Here is a 15160-nt window from a genome sequence, read left to right as displayed (position 1 = left end):
TATTGGTGAAATCAAGATCGATGACAGTCAATTGTCGGTTGATATCACTCAAAAAATTGTCCGTCCGAGATAGGCGTCGACGAAAGTTTCACAAAAAGCATCAATTCGCTTGTCACCTGGAAACGCATTTGCTAATTGGTGGCGCGCTTACCCAGTTGGTGAGCCAATCTACCGAATGCGGTCGTGGCGGAATTGGTAGACGCGCAGCGTTGAGGTCGCTGTGGGGTAACACCCGTGGAAGTTCGAGTCTTCTCGACCGCACCAAACAAAAAAGCCCCGGAGAGCTTGTTGCTCCCGGGGCTTTTTGTATTCTGTGTTGCCGCTAAATATTGGGATCGGCCGAAAATTAAAATGATTATTGATTTCTCGCTTGGAAATCTTCCCAAATTGCTTTGAGCGCATCTTGGTTGTCGCCAGCGGCTTGAATGGCAGCTTTCAATAGTGTTTTTTCAGCATCGCCAAGGTTTGATTCATCAACATTTTTGGTCAGTGATTCAACTGTAAGCGCTTCTTCCACAGCTTGGACGGCGTTGTCTACTTCAGCTTGAGCCGCTGCCGCTGCATCCGCCGCTGCTTTTGCTGCATCTTCAGCAATTTTGGCAGCTTCCTCAGCAATTTTGGCTAGATCAGCTTCTGCCTCGGCCTTAGCTTTGGCTTCTGCCTCAGCCTTTGCTGCTGCTTCAGCTTCCGCCATTGCCTTATCTTCTGCAGCTTTTGCGTCTGCTGCGTCTTTTTCAGCCTGAGCCGTTGCCGCCGCCTCGATTTTTGCCTGTTCGGCTTTTTGACCGCTGTCATATACATAATAGCCGCCGCCGATGACGACGATAGCTGCGATGATTGCTATTACTGTCTTGTTCATTTGCCTTGCCCCGTTGGTTCATTTGCGCATTGTTGCGCGTGATGCTTCGATTGCGTGATATTTAGGCCCAATTATGGCAAGTTCCACAATTGTTCCCAAGATCGCGTGTTATGAACCGTCACGCAGGCTAAGTCGATGATTAAATAATTTTTGCGGGCATTCAGGGGGGGGGAACTGTCGAGATTGGCTCCCGACAGTTCGACTGGCGTTTAGTTGCCGGCCGTTTTCGCGGCAAAATCATCCCAGATGGCTTTCAGCGCATCCTGATTTTCACCTGCCGCTTGAACGGCTGCCTTTAATGCAGCTTTTTGAAGGTCATCCAAGCTCGAATCATCAATCAATTTGCTTAGCGAATCGACAGATAGTGCAGGTGTAGAGACCTTTGCAGCGGCTTCCTCGGCGGCGGCTTTTGCAGCGGCTTCCTCGGCTGCAGCTTTTGCAGCGGCTTCCTCGGCTGCAGCTTTTGCAGCGGCTTCCTCGGCTGCAGCTTTTGCAGCGGCTTCCTCGGCGGCAGCTTTTGCAGCGGCTTCCTCGGCGGCAGCCTTTGCAGCGGCTTCTTCAGCTGCGGCCTTTGCGGCGGCTTCTTCAGCGGCAGCTTTTGCAGCGGCTTCCTCGGCGGCGGCTTTTGCAGCGGCTTCTTCAGCGGCAGCCTTTGCAGCAGCTTCTTCAGCGGCAGCCTTTGCAGCAGCTTCCTCAGCGGCAGCCTTTGCAGCAGCTTCCTCGGCGGCGGCCTTTGCAGCGGCTTCCTCGGCGGCAGCTTTTGCAGCAGCTTCTTCAGCTGCAGCCTTTGCAGCAGCTTCCTCGGCTGCGGCTTTTGCAGCAGCTTCTTCAGCGGCAGCTTTTGCCGCGGCTTCCTCGGCGGCAGCTTTTGCAGCAGCTTCTTCAGCGGCGGCTTTTGCAGCAGCTTCTTCAGCGGCAGCTTTTGCGGCGGCTTCCTCGGCTGCAGCTTTTGCAGCGGCTTCCTCGGCGGCGGCTTTTGCAGCAGCTTCTTCAGCGGCAGCTTTTGCAGCAGCTTCTTCAGCGGCAGCTTTTGCAGCAGCTTCTTCAGCGGCAGCTTTTGCAGCAGCTTCTTCAGCGGCAGCTTTTGCAGCAGCTTCCTCGGCTGCAGCTTTTGCAGCGGCTTCCTCGGCGGCGGCTTTTGCGGCGGCTTCTTTGGCCGCAGTCGCTTCTATACGCGCTTGTTCAGCTTTTTGGCCACTGTCGTAAATATAGTAACCACCGCCAATAACGACGATGGCTGCAATGATTGCAATAACGGTCTTGTTCATTTCCTCAGCCCTGTTGTTTCCCACCGTGCAATTTATGCACTGGTATTTTCGTGCGCTCTTGTGGCGCGATAGGGGTAGGTTATATGCAATGGGGCGCAGGCCACAACGGTTGTTATGGCCATTTATGCAACTATTTGATTTTGAACAAACGTCTGACCGCTTCGTCTGCGGAAAATAGACCCGGGCCAACGATAATTGTGCACAGAGCGGCGAGGGCCCAGCTGCCATGAATCATCCAAGCGCTTGGGTAAACAAGTTGGATGACCGCCGTCATGCCTAAAAGGCCAAGTGCGGCAAAGCGCGAAAACAAGCCGGCAATTAAAAATACCGGCAAAATCACCTCACCAAGTCCGGCAAAATAGGCAAGCAGCTCAGGGGCGGGGAAGGGAATTTGCGCGCCAAAAATGTTCAAACGGAACTCTTCAGTGAAAAGATACTTGGCCGTCGAATTGATTTTCCACGGGAACTGCGCCCATTTTGTCCAACCTGAATTCCAATAGGGCATCCCTAAAAAGAAACGAACCCACAACAGGGCGGCCGAAGCAACAATTGCCCCGGGCAGTCCAAACATGTGCAAGCGATTGAAGCGTCCAAAAATTGTTCCGAGCATTATTTTGTCCCCCTAGAACATAGTTTTATGTTGGCGATGGAGCCCGATTGGATAAGCAGGCTCAGAATTGCTGAAAAATCAAAGTTTGAGTTTTCGATCAGTCCAGTTTCAGCCGCACGGTTTAGCGTTTCGCCGGCCATCAGCGCTTGAATTGGTGCCGCGAACTCAATTGCGATATTGTGCACATCCACTTGTAAGTCTGGGCGCACGATCAGTGTTGTTTCTGCGTGTTGTGGATCAATGCCGTCCAATGAATGCTGATTTGTTGCGGCATGCCACAGGCTGAATACGGGGAAACCTGAACGGACCAACGCCACTGAGGGCAAGAACGTAATTGTTGCCTCTCCAAGTTCGTCTGTGGGCAACGTGCCAAGTTTTTCGGCGGAAATCGGCGCTATGTCCGCACTGTGATAGGCAAGGCGCCATGCGCGCTCAAGCTTTGCAATGTCTGGTAGGAACGGAACTTGTAACGCGGGTGGATAATCTTTGACGAAATCTGAAAACCCTTCGCCGAACAAAATCATGAGTTGAGATTTCGGCGGCACTTTTTGCAAATAGGAGCGCCCAATGGCATTAAAAAACGCCTCGCCAACTAAGTTCTTGCAAGCGGGATAAGCCGCCGCCAGTGCTTCGAGATAGCTCACAACCACATTGTTTTTGTAAACACTGTAACGCTTGGGCGCTGGGGTGCCATTTGGATCAACCACACCAGCGGGCGCAGGGGCGTCGGGATCGAACAGCCCGGCGGCGAATTTTGAGTGTGAGAATAGAGATTTACTGGGCGGCATGGGTGCTTGCTCCAATGCCTGCCATCAAATTCTTGGCGGCCAGCGCTTCTTTGTAAAGCGTTGGCCAATCGGGCACATCATTGTCCCATTCAATCAATGTGGTGGTTTCTCCCGTGTTTTGGATGACGTGCCGGTAAAGCGACCAAACGTCAGGAGCGACTTGCCGGTCGTGGGCGTCGATGAGCAGAGGCTGACCGTCGTCATCGACGTCTTCTGCGTGGCCCGCGAGGTGGATTTCCCCCACAGCGTGGGTTGGGAATGCGTCCAGATACGCGTAGGCATCCATTTTTTGGTTGTTGGCTGAAATATAGACGTTGTTGACGTCAAGGATGAGACCACAACCGGTGCGTTTCTGCATCTGCGTGATGAATTCGATCTCGCTCATCTGTGTGTCGGTGAACGCCACATAGGTTGATGGATTTTCGACAAGGATTTGCCGCCCAAGGGTTGTTTGGGTTTGGTCCACATGCTCAACCACTCTGTCGAGGGTTTCCTGAGTATATGGAATGGGCAGTAAGTCATTGAGGAAAACAAGATTTTTTGCTTCGTCATGGCTAGACCATGCCAAATGCTCAGAGACCAAGGCTGGCTGATAGCGGTCGACGACGGTCTTTAGGCGATGAAGATGGTGTTGATCCAATTCACCCATTGTGCCAAGTGATAGGCCGACGCCGTGGATGCTGAGCTGAAACTTTTCGCGCAATGCACCGAGCATGCGGTGCGGTGCGCCGCCATCCCCCATATAATTTTCGGCATGAACTTCGAAAAAGCCTAGGTCTGGCTGGGTTTCGATGATGCTCTGAAAGTGCTCTGGTTTGAACCCCACTCCAACGCCGTAATAATCGCCCATCATCTATTGCCCCTTTTATCAAAGAAAGGCCTTGGGCGACAATCGTCGTCCCAAGGCAAATCTTAATGGTCTAGCTTACCATATCGCGGTCAAGAGCTTCCATTGAGCCCATGCGGCCACCAGGAATTATTTTGGCCCAGAATTCAGAGTCTTCGCATAGGCCTGCTGGAACGAGCGCCCAAGCGTTGCCTTGATAGTCAACCTTGGCGGTGCCTGCACAAGTTGTGCCTGGGCCCGCGGCGCAGTCATTTTTTCCTGCAAGAGAAACGCCGAAGCATTTTTCTGTCGCACTTTCTTGGGCGAATGTTGGTGCAACTGACGAAATAGACGAAATTGCAGCAGCCATTGCGCTAGCAACAATAAGGCTTGTGGCGGTTTTTGACTTTGACATTTAATCCTCCAAGGAATTTTTGTTTTTAAAATTGTTCTGTGCAGCTCATCTGGCTGCCGGAGTGTTTTGCCGTAAAAATAGCCAGAGATAAAATAACGCCTGCTCAAATCGGTGTGAGCGGCGCGTGATGAGGGCAATGACAATAAAAGTGGCAGCAGACAATATAGCGAAAACATTGACTAGCCAGCGTTTCGTGAATTGGTTACACCCAGCATAAGGTGGGATCGCGCGAGAAAGTTTGCGGAGGCAATTATGGTTCAGGATAGCTCACAAGCAACAGAGAATGAGATCGAATTTGGCGATATTCCGCCTTTGCGCGATGAAAGTGACCATATCAATCGTGATTGGATCGACCAACTCATTGATTTGATCGCAACTGAAGATTCAGACGAAGTGAAGGTCTTTATCGCGCCGCTGCATGCGGCCGATGTTGGTGATGTGCTGGAAGTGCTATCGTCGGGTGACCGAATAGGCTTGATCACCCTATTGGGCGATGAATTTGACTATTCTGTCCTCACGGAAATTGATGACGGTATCCGCCTTGAATTGATGGTGGCATTGCCAAATGCGCAGATCGCGCGCGGTGTGCAAGACCTAGACAGCGACGATGCCGTATATATTCTTGAGGATATTGAAGGCGAAGATCAGGCCGAAATTCTTGCGCAATTGCCGACATTCGAACGTCTGGCATTGCGAAGAAGTTTGGACTTTCCCGACGACACCGCAGGTCGGCGGATGCAAACCGACTTTATTGCTATTCCGCCATTTTGGACCGTGGGCCAAACAATCGACTATATGCGGGAAGCCGATGATCTGCCCGATGACTTTTATCAAATTTATGTGGTTGATCCATCGTATAATTTGCTTGGTACGCTGGCGCTTGACCGCATGCTGCGCTCTAGGCGGCCGGACAGCATAGAATCGATCATGAATAACAACGCGATCGATGTGGCGGCGGAAGAAGATCAAGAAGAAGCAGCGCGACTGTTTGAACGATACGATTTGCTTGAACTCGCAGTGGTGGATGAATCTAACCGCATGGTTGGTGTGCTGACCATTGATGATATCGTTGACGTTATCCAAGAGGAGGCCGGGGAGGATATTAAACGGCTCGCGGGTGTTGGTGACGAAGAGATTTCAGATAATGTTTGGGATGCGCTGCGTAGCCGCGTAACGTGGCTGATGGTGAACTTGGTTACCGCAGTTTTTGCTTCTTTGGTCATTAGTCGGTTTGATGCCACAATTTCACAAATGGTTGCGCTGGCCGTGCTGATGCCCATTGTTGCCTCCATGGGCGGAAATGCAGGTACGCAAGCGATGACGGTGACCGTGCGGGCTTTATCCACCAAGGAACTAGACAAGTTTAACGTTCGACGGCTGATCACACGTGAAGTGTCGGTTGGGGCGCTCAACGGCGTCATATTTGCGCTCATCATCGGGGTCGTTGCAACCGTTTGGTTTGGCAATCCGCTGCTTGGTGGCGTTATTGCCGTCGCGATGGTGATTAATATGTTCGCAGCTGGGGTGTCGGGTATTTTGATCCCCATTGGACTTGATCGCTTGAATATTGATCCAGCTGTTGCATCGACTGCCTTTGTGACAACTGTCACCGATGTGGTTGGATTCTTTGCATTTTTGTGGCTGGCAGGGCTGGCATTTGGACTATTGTAGCTGACGCTTATGCACTGGTTTATGCACAGTTTGGTGCTAGAAATACAAAGCTTGCAAAGTGGTTCATTGTTAATTATTAGTTAAGTTTCCGGCGGCGCGTTTCTGCGATGCTGGAGGGGCTTAACAAATATAGGAGACTGCATGCGCAGCCAATCAAAGGCGGTATGTTGGCGGGCAGCGACTTGGACATTCATTTGTTTGCTGTCAGTTGGACTACTTGTATCAGTCATCGTAAGCGCTTAATTTAACGATTAAGGCGATGCGACATAGAATAAATGGGGCGCGATCAATTTGGTCGGGCCCCTTTTTTTTACTGGTTTGATTGGCAAGAATTGCAAAACCTCACCGATGATCCATCTCATCAAACTTTCGGTTGGCACGACATCTATTGATAGTCTTGCCGCTTATCGCGCAGCCCAGGTGCAAAGCGGGTTGGGTCGGCCTGATGGGTACGCCTGGCACCGGACGCGTATGATGCCAAAGCGTGCAACAGAGCTGGTGGCTGGCGGGTCGATCTATTGGGTGTTTGGTGGTAAAATTCAGTGTCGGCAACGTATTGTCGATCTGGAGGCGGGAATGGACGGTGAGGGCCGATCTTTCTGCGACATAGTGATGGATCAGGACCTAATCCCCACGGTGCCGCAACCCAAGCGCCCCTTTCAGGGTTGGCGCTATTTGAAATTTGCAGACGCGCCGAATGATCTGGTTTCTGTTGGTGGCGAAGATTTGCCGCCTGAAGAGATGGCGCAAGCCTTGGCAGAGTTAGGACTTATTTAACGCGTTTACCTCAATCATTAAGTTAGATTTCATTAACTCTAAAAACTATCTTGTTGTACGCCTCAACTACCGTCAATATTGCGTAGGCAAACGAGGGATCATTAATGGCTGAGCGGTCTGGGGCACACTTAATCGTGCTGGGCAATGAAAAGGGCGGGTCGGGTAAAACGACCACCGCGTTTCATCTTGCCATTCAACTGCTTTATCAAGGTCACAATGTCGCGACCATTGATACGGACAGTCGGCAACAAACGTTCACCCATTATGTGAAGAATCGACGCAATTGGGCGCGAAAACACGGCATTCGAATTCCGCACACCACCCACTATCACTTACCAATCGCACGATCCGACAGCTCGAAGGAGCGCGAACGGATTGAGTTTTCATTATTCCGCCAAGCGGTTGGAGAAGTTGAAAAACACGCAGATTTTCTGATTGTAGATACGCCGGGCTTCGATACGCATCTGACCCGATTGAGCCATGCATTAGCAGATACGCTGGTAACGCCGGTCAATGACAGTTTGATCGATTTGGACGTGTTGGCAGATGTTGATCCGGTAACGTTGGAGATCCGTTCAATCAACCATTACGCGCGGCTGGTACAACAATCCCGCAAAGAACGATTGGCACTTGACGGGAAAACCATTGACTGGGTGATTGTACGCAACCGGATTGCGTCTTTGTCGTCACGTAATATGCGAAATGTTCAGTCTGCAATTGAGCGGATATCTGGCCGTTTGGGCTGCCGTATGGCTGAGGGGATTGCAGAACGCGTGGCGTTTAGGTCTTTGTTTTCATCAGGGCTTACTGTGTTTGATCCGGCAAGCGATGAAATTTTACTTGGCGGCGGGGTCTCCCAAATCAGCGCACGGCAAGAATATCGCAAACTTGTTGATGCCTTGAACTTACCGGTACGTGAACGCATTGAAGAACGTCGGGCGCGCAGGGAAGAGTGGCGCGCTCGTGTTTTGGAGAATGCGTTGTTTCAACATGTTGCGGCCAACTAGGGTCGCTGGTTTAGTCGACCAATTGCCCGAGCTGTAAAACGACGGCGCGCGAACCATCGGCTTTAAATACATCCAGCTCAACCCGAACGGGGTCGTGAAGCACGCGGCGGGTTCTTGCCGAGATTGCCATTACTGAGCTGAGCATTTCAGCAACAGATTTTTTCTGGCTTCGCTCCGCGATATTTTGCGCGATACGCAATAGCGTGGATTTGCGCTTATTCAAATCACTGGATGCCAATTCTGATTTAGGTTCAAAACTGGCGAGTGCCTTTAGTTGCTCCAAGTCTTGCATTGAGTTACTCCGATACTCTTTACTCATGCTTTTCGAACTCCTAGCCGGGTAGGGCTAGGCATTGAATTTCTCTTTCTTTTAAGGCGCCACAGGCCATTGCAGCCTCCGCTTCGCCTGCAAACCCAACGAAGCGCACACGGTAAAAATTTTGGCCGTTGCGCGTTACTGTTTGAACTGTAGAACGGTAGTCTTTTAGGATCGCGAGTTGTTTGTTGGCGTCGGCTAGGAGTTGATTTGCATTGGTTTGGTTCTTTGTTGCGCCGATCTGGACAGCCCAAATTTCTGGGCTTGTATTTATTGCCGGTGGTTGAGCGATCGCGCTGGTTGTTTGCGGATCACCAATGCTGCCGGGGGGAATAAGACCGTGCGGCGGGTTCGGCGCGGACCGGGTTGAAGGCTGGTTGCGGTTGATCAAATTGCCCAAAAGGTCGAGCGGCGCGAACGCACTAGCCCTCTGCAACGTCTGACGTTGTGGCGCTGGTGCTTGTTGATTGATTGCGATGACACCCAGCGACTTTGGCTGGGTTCCTGCCAATAAATCCTCGGGCCTGCTTGGCGGTACTGGCACAACAGAGATTGCTGCAACTTCAACTCTGCTCGCTGATTCGGTCGGTTCTGTGGTGGCCGGCTTGATTGGGACGGTAATGGGTGTGGGTACGACTACCTGTGCTTCTTCGGCAAACGCGTTTGTACCACCCAATTGTGCAGGTCTTGCTGGTGGAGTGCTATTGAGTGCAACCGCGATTTCTTGGCTCGATGAGTTTGACTTGCCTGAATTTGGTTTACCGATTGACGCTTGTTTCCAGTAATCACCCTTATACGCTTTTGGTAGGTATTTGTTGACCAGTTGGGTCACCTTTGTGTTTCGCGACGCTCCGGAATCAAATCCAAATCCTGCGACAATTACGTGGCGATTGCCTTCACGGGCTGACGTCAGCAAGTTGTAGCCTGCTGCTCGTGTATAGCCGGTTTTGATGCCATCAACGCCGCGAACCGAGCCCAACAGCCGGTTGTGGTTGCCATAGCTCTGGCCACGGTAACGGAAAGACCGTGTTTTGAAATATTTGAAATATTGCGGGAAATGCTGAAAAATCGCCATGCCCAATCGTGCCTGATCGCGCACGGTTGTGACTTGGCCCGAATCGGGCAAACCCGATGGGTTTTTGTAAGTTGTGCGAGACATGCCGAGTGCGCGCGCAGTTTTGGTCATCCTGGCGGCAAATGCTGGAACCGAACCTGAGATATTTTCGGCAATTACACGCGCGGAATCATTGGCAGATTTGGTGACCAGCGACTGTATGGCATCGGAAACGGTGATGGTGGTGCCCGGTTTTAAATAAAGTTTGGTCGGCACAGCTTTAGAAGCGTACACGGAGACCTTAAGTTTTGACGAAAGATTTAGGCGCCCGGCGGCGAGTTCTTCAAACAGGACATAGAGCGTCATCACTTTTGTGACAGATGCTGGATATCGTTTTGAATCTGCCGCATACGAGTAGAGCGTTTTGCCGGTTTTTGCGTCAACAACAATACCCGCATATTTGCGCAGGCTGGCAGCTTGCGCGGTTTGTGGCGCTAAAATTGTCGTCATCACGAGAATGAATGATGCCAAAATAGACATCAAAACGCGGCGATGCTTTAAAAGATCAGAGAGGAAATCCACCCTGCACTCCACACAAATCGGGCCGATACGCAGGCCCGTACACAATACCAATTCATCTGCTCCGCGTATTCGGGGCGCCAACACAGGCGGCGGGAGCAGATTTGCACTCGACGCTAAAATACGGGCGGCTTCTTACGAATGAGTAAAGTTGTTTTGATTTGTTTTAAAAAGTACGTCGTATTTTAATATTATTGCATCAGATTCATGATGTGAGATTTTGACAAGTAGGGTCTTAACATTGGCCATATTTTGCCTACATAATGAGATCAAGATTCACGAGCAGAAAACGACACCGAAATCACCATGAACGAGACGAAAAAAAATTACCTGTCTTCGAATGACCAGAATGATGATGATTCTGGAGATGGCATAGGTGTTGCAACGAAAACGCGGACAAAGGTCAAGCGACCAGAGTTGTATCGCGTCTTGTTGCTCAATGATGACTATACGCCTATGGAATTTGTGATCGCAGTTTTGCAACAAGTGTTCAATAAGAGCCAAGATGAAGCTGTGTCAATTACAATGCATGTACACAATCAGGGCGTGGGGGAGTGCGGCATATTTCCTTATGAAGTGGCAGAAACCAAAGTCACTCAGGTCATGGACGCGGCCAAAAAAAACCAACATCCATTACAGTGCGTAATGGAAAAACAGTAGGAGTTAGCTATGCCTTCATTCTCCCGGGGTTTGGAAAAAGCTCTACATAACGCGATGAATTTGGCGCGTGAGCATTCGCATGAATTGGCGACGTTGGAGCATTTATTGCTCGCGCTTACAGACGATGATGACGCCGTTGCGGTGCTTGATGCGTGTGAAGTCGACCGCGAAGCGCTGCGACAAGATCTCGAAGAGTTTATTGAAGACGAACTCTCAAGCCTTGTTATTGACGGGGATGTGGATTCGACCCCTACCGCTGCATTTCAGCGTGTTATTCAACGCGCCGTCATTCATGTCCAGTCGTCTGGGCGTGACGAGGTGACGGGCGCAAACGTGTTGGTTGCGATTTTTGCGGAACGAGAAAGTCACGCCGCGTATTTTCTTGAGCAGCAAGACATGACCCGACTTGATGCGGTGAACTATATTTCGCATGGGATTGGCAAATCCGGCGCCACGGAAACGCGGCCTATTCGGGGTGCGGAGGATGAAGTGGAAAGTGAAACTGCCGCCACCACAGCATCTCCACTTGATGAATTCTGCGTTAATCTGAATAAAAAGGCGGAATTGGGCAAGATCGATCCGCTGATCGGGCGGGCTACGGAGTTGCAGCGCACCATTCAGATTTTGTGTCGTCGTTCGAAAAATAATCCGCTCTATGTCGGTGATCCCGGTGTTGGCAAAACTGCCATCGCTGAAGGTTTGGCAAAACGCATTGTTGAAGGCGATGTGCCTGAAGTGTTGAAACCTGCGACCATATATGCGCTGGATATGGGCGCGTTGTTGGCCGGCACACGATATCGCGGTGATTTTGAAGAACGATTGAAGGGAGTTGTGAAGGCGCTTGAAAAAGAGCCAGACAGCATTCTGTTTATCGACGAAATTCACACTGTCATTGGCGCGGGTGCCACATCGGGTGGGGCGTTGGATGCTTCGAACTTGTTGAAGCCGGCACTTGCCTCTGGCGATATGCGTTGCATTGGCTCAACCACCTACAAAGAATATCGTCAGTTCTTTGAGAAAGACAGAGCCCTCGTGCGGCGATTCCAAAAGATTGATGTGGCTGAACCAAGTGTTCCCGATGCAATCGACATCATGAAAGGCTTAAAACCCTATTACGAGAAATATCATAATGTTGAGTACACCAACGAGGCGCTTAAAACAGCTGTTGAGTTGAGCGCTCGCTACATAAACGACCGCAAACTGCCGGACAAGGCAATTGATGTGATTGATGAATCTGGCGCAGCGCAACGATTGTTGCCAGAAGACCAGCGCAAAAAAACCATTGGTGTCGAAGAGATTGAAGCGACTATTGCGACAATGGCACGGATACCACCCAAGTCAGTTTCAAAATCAGATACAGAACTTCTCGCCGGGCTTGAAGACAACCTCAAGCGTGTCGTGTTTGGGCAGGATGTTGCCATTTCTGCTTTGGCGTCTGCCATCAAGCTTGCTCGGGCAGGGTTGCGCGAACCTGAAAAACCAATCGGATCGTACCTGTTCACTGGGCCAACTGGCGTTGGCAAGACCGAAGTGGCCAAACAGCTTGCGGACACGTTGGGCGTTGAGCTTTTGCGCTTTGATATGTCTGAATATATGGAGCGCCACACTGTCTCAAGATTGATTGGTGCACCCCCTGGATATGTCGGATTTGATCAGGGCGGCTTGTTAACAGATGGAGTCGACCAAAACCCGCACTGCGTTGTTTTGCTTGATGAAATCGAAAAAGCGCATCCGGACCTGTTCAATATTTTGTTGCAGGTTATGGATCACGGCAAGCTGACCGATCACAATGGCAAGGAAGTTATGTTCCGCAATGTCATTTTGATTATGACGTCGAATGCGGGGGCCGCTGATATGGCGCGCGCGCCGGTTGGTTTTACCAATGACAAGCGCACAGGCGACGACGAAGAGGCGCTAAAGACCTTCTTTACGCCAGAATTCCGAAACCGTTTGGATGCTGTCATTTCTTTTGCTGCACTACCGGGAAAAGTTGTTTCACAGGTTGTGGAGAAGTTTGTCATTCAACTTGAAGCTCAATTGGGCGAACGTGGTGTCACAATTGAGTTGACCCCAGCTGCGAACAAATGGATTGCAACGCGTGGTTATGATGAGACAATGGGTGCGCGGCCCCTGGCGCGCGTCATCCAAGAACACATCAAAAAACCACTGGCTGAAGAAGTGCTGTTTGGTAAGTTGCAAAATGGCGGGACGGTGAAAGTGGATGTGAAGCGTGGGGCCGATGAACTTGTCCTTAAGTTTTTGCCACCTGCGCCTGCCAAACCAAAGGCAATTACTGGACCGGAAAAACGCAAGGCTATTACAAAAAAGCCACGCAAAAAACCTGTGGCGAGTAGTGCTCGGGTCCCATCTACTCCAAAGCGCAGTCTGAAAAAGAGCCCTGAAAAGAGCTAAACATTGAGGAGGCCGGTCCAGTGACCGGCCTTTTTGTATCTGGAATTGTTATAGAAGCTTTTTGATGTGATCCGCAATTTCAGCAAGATCTTCGTTGGAAACTTCAACTGATCCGTGTCGGCTGCGTCTTTTGCCTGCATAACATGGGATCAGGTGGAAGTGTAGATGATAGACAGTTTGGCCCGCAACTTCTTCGTTTGCCTGGCGCAACAATAAGCCGTCAGCGTTCATGGATATTTTTACGGCCACAGCGATCTTTTGCACACGCTTCATCAATTCAGCCAGATCGTTGGGATCAACATCGATCAGGTTGCGGGCGCCTTTTTTCGGAATGACCAGCACATGCCCGCGGCTTTCAGGCATAATGTCTAAGATTGAAATGCACACATCATCTTCGTAAATCTTGTGGCTGGGCAGGTCGCCAGCAATGATTTTAGTGAAGATGTTATTCTGATCGTAGCTTGTGGACATGTTGCGCTCTTTGATCGAGGGGAAATGTTTATTTCCAATAGGGGTGCAGAATTCACAGCAAATTGTCAATTGCTGTAGGTTACGAACTCAGTTTTTTGAACGGCGTATATTTCGTCATTTCTGCTTGATCTAAGGCCACATGTTCACGTTCGTTGATCAAATAATCCTCGATAGCCTCCCGGAACGCTGGATGGGCAATATAATGGGCGGAATAGGTTGTAATGGGTTCATAACCGCGCGCCAGTTTGTGGCCACCTTGTGCGCCGGCTTCAACGCGCCCTAATCCTTGTTTGATGGCAAAGTCTATGGCTTGATAATAGCATAGTTCAAAATGCAAATATGGCACGTGGGTGTTGCACCCCCAATAGCGTCCAAACAATGTGTCTTCGCCAATGAAATTCAATGCCCCTGCGATGGTGCGTTCTCCATCCATTGCAAACATGAGCAGAATGTGATCCGCCATGCTTTCACCGATCATCGAAAAGAAGGTGCGATTGAGATAAGGCGATCCCCATTTTCGAGCACCGGTATCCTGGTAGAATTCGAAGAAAGTGTCCCAATCGGCTTCCGTGATTTCGCTGCCGGTTTTCCACACCACCGTAATGCCGTTCGCCAGCGCTTCACGTCGTTCCTTGCGGATGGCTTTGCGTTTGCGCGATGTTAGCGTTTCGAGAAAACTGTAAAAATCCCGATAATCATGGTTGGTCCAATGAAATTGCTGGTCATTGCGCTCCAGCCAGCCTTTTGAGGTAAAAATTTCAAGTTCTTGCTTGGATAGAAAAGTTGCGTGGGCCGAAGAACAGCCCAATTGAACGGTGGCGGATGCCGCTGCGTCGGGCAGGGCATTCGCCAGCTCATGCGGTATTCCCGGTCTTAAGAGCAATTTGGGCGCCGATGCGGGCGTGAACGGAATGGAGATTTGCAATTTTGGATAATAGTTGCCACCTGCACGTGCATAGGCGTCGGCCCAAGCGTGATCGAATACATATTCGCCCTGTGAATGGCTTTTGATGTAGGCAGGCATGATGGCGCTGATGCTGCCTTGTGCATCCACCAGGCCAATATGCTGCGGATGCCATCCTGCAAGAGCCGAGGCGCTGCCCGAGCCTTCTAAAGCATTAAAGAACGCATATTGTACAAACGGGTTTTGGTTGCCCGCACATGCGTTCCATGCCGCTTCACCAATTTGTGCGGCGGCACTAAAAGTTTTTGCAACGACTTGGTTCTTTGGTTTTGTCACTTGGTCCTGACGTTTAGTTCTTTGCCTATTTCGCCTTCAAATATGATTTGATCTGCATGCAGCGCGGCGGCTGCGCGCGCCGACTGGGTTCTGACTGTCCACGTCATGACTTTATAGCCGATTGCACGTAGAAAACGCACATGCGGCATTTCAAGATCATCAACTTTACATGACAGAAAATCAAACCTTGTCCATGGATAATGGAGG

Annotated in this window: 15 protein-coding genes, 1 tRNA gene and 1 pseudogene; 6 read left to right on the top strand and 11 right to left on the bottom strand. The window is 50.6% G+C overall.

Annotation, left to right across the window (positions count from 1 at the left end; genetic code table 11):
• Nucleotides 1–177 precede the first annotated feature (177 nt).
• Nucleotides 178–264, top strand: a tRNA-Leu gene (locus tag ACJAZW_RS13085).
• 91 nt (nucleotides 265–355) lie between these two features.
• Here ACJAZW_RS13085 and ACJAZW_RS13080 read toward each other — a convergent pair.
• The 6 genes from ACJAZW_RS13080 to ACJAZW_RS13055 form a co-directional block, all read right to left on the bottom strand.
• Nucleotides 356–859, bottom strand: coding sequence for a hypothetical protein (locus ACJAZW_RS13080; protein WP_415158811.1), 504 nt, complete (start codon nucleotides 857–859; stop codon nucleotides 356–358).
• A 209-nt stretch (nucleotides 860–1068) separates the two neighbouring features.
• Nucleotides 1069–2127 carry a hypothetical protein gene (locus ACJAZW_RS13075; protein ID WP_415158809.1) on the bottom strand — a complete coding sequence of 353 codons (1059 nt, stop codon included), beginning with the start codon at nucleotides 2125–2127 and terminating at the stop codon, nucleotides 1069–1071.
• Between the two features lie 130 nt (nucleotides 2128–2257).
• Nucleotides 2258–2737 carry a DoxX family protein gene (locus ACJAZW_RS13070; RefSeq protein ID WP_415158807.1) on the bottom strand — a complete coding sequence of 160 codons (480 nt, stop codon included), beginning with the start codon at nucleotides 2735–2737 and terminating at the stop codon, nucleotides 2258–2260.
• Nucleotides 2737–3525, bottom strand: coding sequence for a putative DNA-binding domain-containing protein (locus ACJAZW_RS13065; protein ID WP_415158805.1), 789 nt, complete (start codon nucleotides 3523–3525; stop codon nucleotides 2737–2739). The genes ACJAZW_RS13070 and ACJAZW_RS13065 overlap by 1 nt, the downstream gene beginning before the upstream one ends.
• Nucleotides 3512–4378 carry a DUF692 domain-containing protein gene (locus tag ACJAZW_RS13060; protein ID WP_415158803.1) on the bottom strand — a complete coding sequence of 289 codons (867 nt, stop codon included), beginning with the start codon at nucleotides 4376–4378 and terminating at the stop codon, nucleotides 3512–3514. The genes ACJAZW_RS13065 and ACJAZW_RS13060 overlap by 14 nt, the downstream gene beginning before the upstream one ends.
• A 67-nt stretch (nucleotides 4379–4445) precedes the next feature.
• The gene (locus ACJAZW_RS13055; protein WP_415158801.1) at nucleotides 4446–4766 is read right to left on the bottom strand and encodes a DUF2282 domain-containing protein; all 321 of its coding nucleotides are present in this window, start codon (nucleotides 4764–4766) and stop codon (nucleotides 4446–4448) included.
• Nucleotides 4767–5018: 252 nt separating this feature from the next.
• On the opposite strand from ACJAZW_RS13055, the gene mgtE reads away from it, so the two are divergent.
• The 3 genes from mgtE (at nucleotide 5019) to ACJAZW_RS13040 (ending at nucleotide 8221) form a co-directional block, all read left to right on the top strand.
• A complete protein-coding gene (mgtE, locus tag ACJAZW_RS13050) occupies nucleotides 5019–6437 on the top strand; it encodes a magnesium transporter (protein WP_415158799.1) in 1419 nt (472 codons plus the stop codon).
• A 348-nt stretch (nucleotides 6438–6785) separates the two neighbouring features.
• Nucleotides 6786–7214 (top strand): DUF1489 family protein, encoded by a 429-nt coding sequence (locus ACJAZW_RS13045; protein ID WP_415158797.1) that lies wholly within the window; start codon nucleotides 6786–6788, stop codon nucleotides 7212–7214.
• Nucleotides 7215–7318: 104 nt separating this feature from the next.
• A complete protein-coding gene (locus ACJAZW_RS13040; protein WP_415158795.1) occupies nucleotides 7319–8221 on the top strand; it encodes a division plane positioning ATPase MipZ in 903 nt (300 codons plus the stop codon).
• A 10-nt stretch (nucleotides 8222–8231) separates the two neighbouring features.
• Here the strand turns inward: ACJAZW_RS13040 and ACJAZW_RS13035 are convergent, their stop codons facing one another.
• Complete coding sequence (locus ACJAZW_RS13035) at nucleotides 8232–8540, bottom strand: hypothetical protein (protein ID WP_415158793.1); 309 nt, start codon at nucleotides 8538–8540, stop codon at nucleotides 8232–8234.
• Between the two features lie 13 nt (nucleotides 8541–8553).
• Nucleotides 8554–10173, bottom strand: a complete 1620-nt coding sequence (locus ACJAZW_RS13030) for a serine hydrolase (RefSeq protein ID WP_415158791.1) — start codon at nucleotides 10171–10173, stop codon at nucleotides 8554–8556.
• Between the two features lie 303 nt (nucleotides 10174–10476).
• Between ACJAZW_RS13030 and clpS the strand changes: the two genes are divergently transcribed.
• Complete coding sequence (clpS, locus tag ACJAZW_RS13025) at nucleotides 10477–10830, top strand: ATP-dependent Clp protease adapter ClpS (RefSeq protein WP_415158789.1); 354 nt, start codon at nucleotides 10477–10479, stop codon at nucleotides 10828–10830.
• A gap of 9 nt (nucleotides 10831–10839) precedes the next feature.
• Entirely contained in the window at nucleotides 10840–13242 is a 2403-nt protein-coding gene (clpA, locus tag ACJAZW_RS13020) for an ATP-dependent Clp protease ATP-binding subunit ClpA (protein ID WP_415158787.1), read from the top strand.
• 48 nt (nucleotides 13243–13290) lie between these two features.
• On the opposite strand, the gene ACJAZW_RS13015 is transcribed toward clpA, so the two are convergent.
• The 3 genes and pseudogenes from ACJAZW_RS13015 to ACJAZW_RS13005 all read right to left on the bottom strand — a co-directional run.
• Complete coding sequence (locus ACJAZW_RS13015; RefSeq protein ID WP_415158785.1) at nucleotides 13291–13713, bottom strand: HIT family protein; 423 nt, start codon at nucleotides 13711–13713, stop codon at nucleotides 13291–13293.
• Between the two features lie 79 nt (nucleotides 13714–13792).
• Nucleotides 13793–14953 carry a GNAT family N-acetyltransferase gene (locus ACJAZW_RS13010; RefSeq protein ID WP_415158783.1) on the bottom strand — a complete coding sequence of 387 codons (1161 nt, stop codon included), beginning with the start codon at nucleotides 14951–14953 and terminating at the stop codon, nucleotides 13793–13795.
• A pseudogene (locus ACJAZW_RS13005) lies at nucleotides 14950–15160 on the bottom strand (hypothetical protein); the annotation flags it as partial. The pseudogene ACJAZW_RS13005 and the gene ACJAZW_RS13010, both read right to left, overlap by 4 nt.

The sequence above is a fragment of the Maritalea sp. genome, assembly GCF_047634455.1.
Classification (GTDB): Bacteria; Pseudomonadota; Alphaproteobacteria; order Rhizobiales; family Devosiaceae; genus Maritalea.
Note: the sequence above shows the minus strand (reverse complement) of the source record. Positions and strands in the feature narration are given on the sequence as shown.

What these genes read in the sequence shown, in the direction of transcription:
- ACJAZW_RS13080 (WP_415158811.1), bottom strand. Translation starts at nt 859, where the DNA reads ATGAACAAGACAGTAATAGCAATCATCGCAGCTATCGTCGTCATCGGC.
- ACJAZW_RS13075 (WP_415158809.1), bottom strand. Translation starts at nt 2,127, where the DNA reads ATGAACAAGACCGTTATTGCAATCATTGCAGCCATCGTCGTTATTGGC.
- ACJAZW_RS13070 (WP_415158807.1), bottom strand. Translation starts at nt 2,737, where the DNA reads ATGCTCGGAACAATTTTTGGACGCTTCAATCGCTTGCACATGTTTGGA.
- ACJAZW_RS13065 (WP_415158805.1), bottom strand. Translation starts at nt 3,525, where the DNA reads ATGCCGCCCAGTAAATCTCTATTCTCACACTCAAAATTCGCCGCCGGG.
- ACJAZW_RS13060 (WP_415158803.1), bottom strand. Translation starts at nt 4,378, where the DNA reads ATGATGGGCGATTATTACGGCGTTGGAGTGGGGTTCAAACCAGAGCAC.
- ACJAZW_RS13055 (WP_415158801.1), bottom strand. Translation starts at nt 4,766, where the DNA reads ATGTCAAAGTCAAAAACCGCCACAAGCCTTATTGTTGCTAGCGCAATG.
- mgtE (WP_415158799.1), top strand. Translation starts at nt 5,019, where the DNA reads ATGGTTCAGGATAGCTCACAAGCAACAGAGAATGAGATCGAATTTGGC.
- ACJAZW_RS13045 (WP_415158797.1), top strand. Translation starts at nt 6,786, where the DNA reads ATGATCCATCTCATCAAACTTTCGGTTGGCACGACATCTATTGATAGT.
- ACJAZW_RS13040 (WP_415158795.1), top strand. Translation starts at nt 7,319, where the DNA reads ATGGCTGAGCGGTCTGGGGCACACTTAATCGTGCTGGGCAATGAAAAG.
- ACJAZW_RS13035 (WP_415158793.1), bottom strand. Translation starts at nt 8,540, where the DNA reads ATGAGTAAAGAGTATCGGAGTAACTCAATGCAAGACTTGGAGCAACTA.
- clpS (WP_415158789.1), top strand. Translation starts at nt 10,477, where the DNA reads ATGAACGAGACGAAAAAAAATTACCTGTCTTCGAATGACCAGAATGAT.
- clpA (WP_415158787.1), top strand. Translation starts at nt 10,840, where the DNA reads ATGCCTTCATTCTCCCGGGGTTTGGAAAAAGCTCTACATAACGCGATG.
- ACJAZW_RS13015 (WP_415158785.1), bottom strand. Translation starts at nt 13,713, where the DNA reads ATGTCCACAAGCTACGATCAGAATAACATCTTCACTAAAATCATTGCT.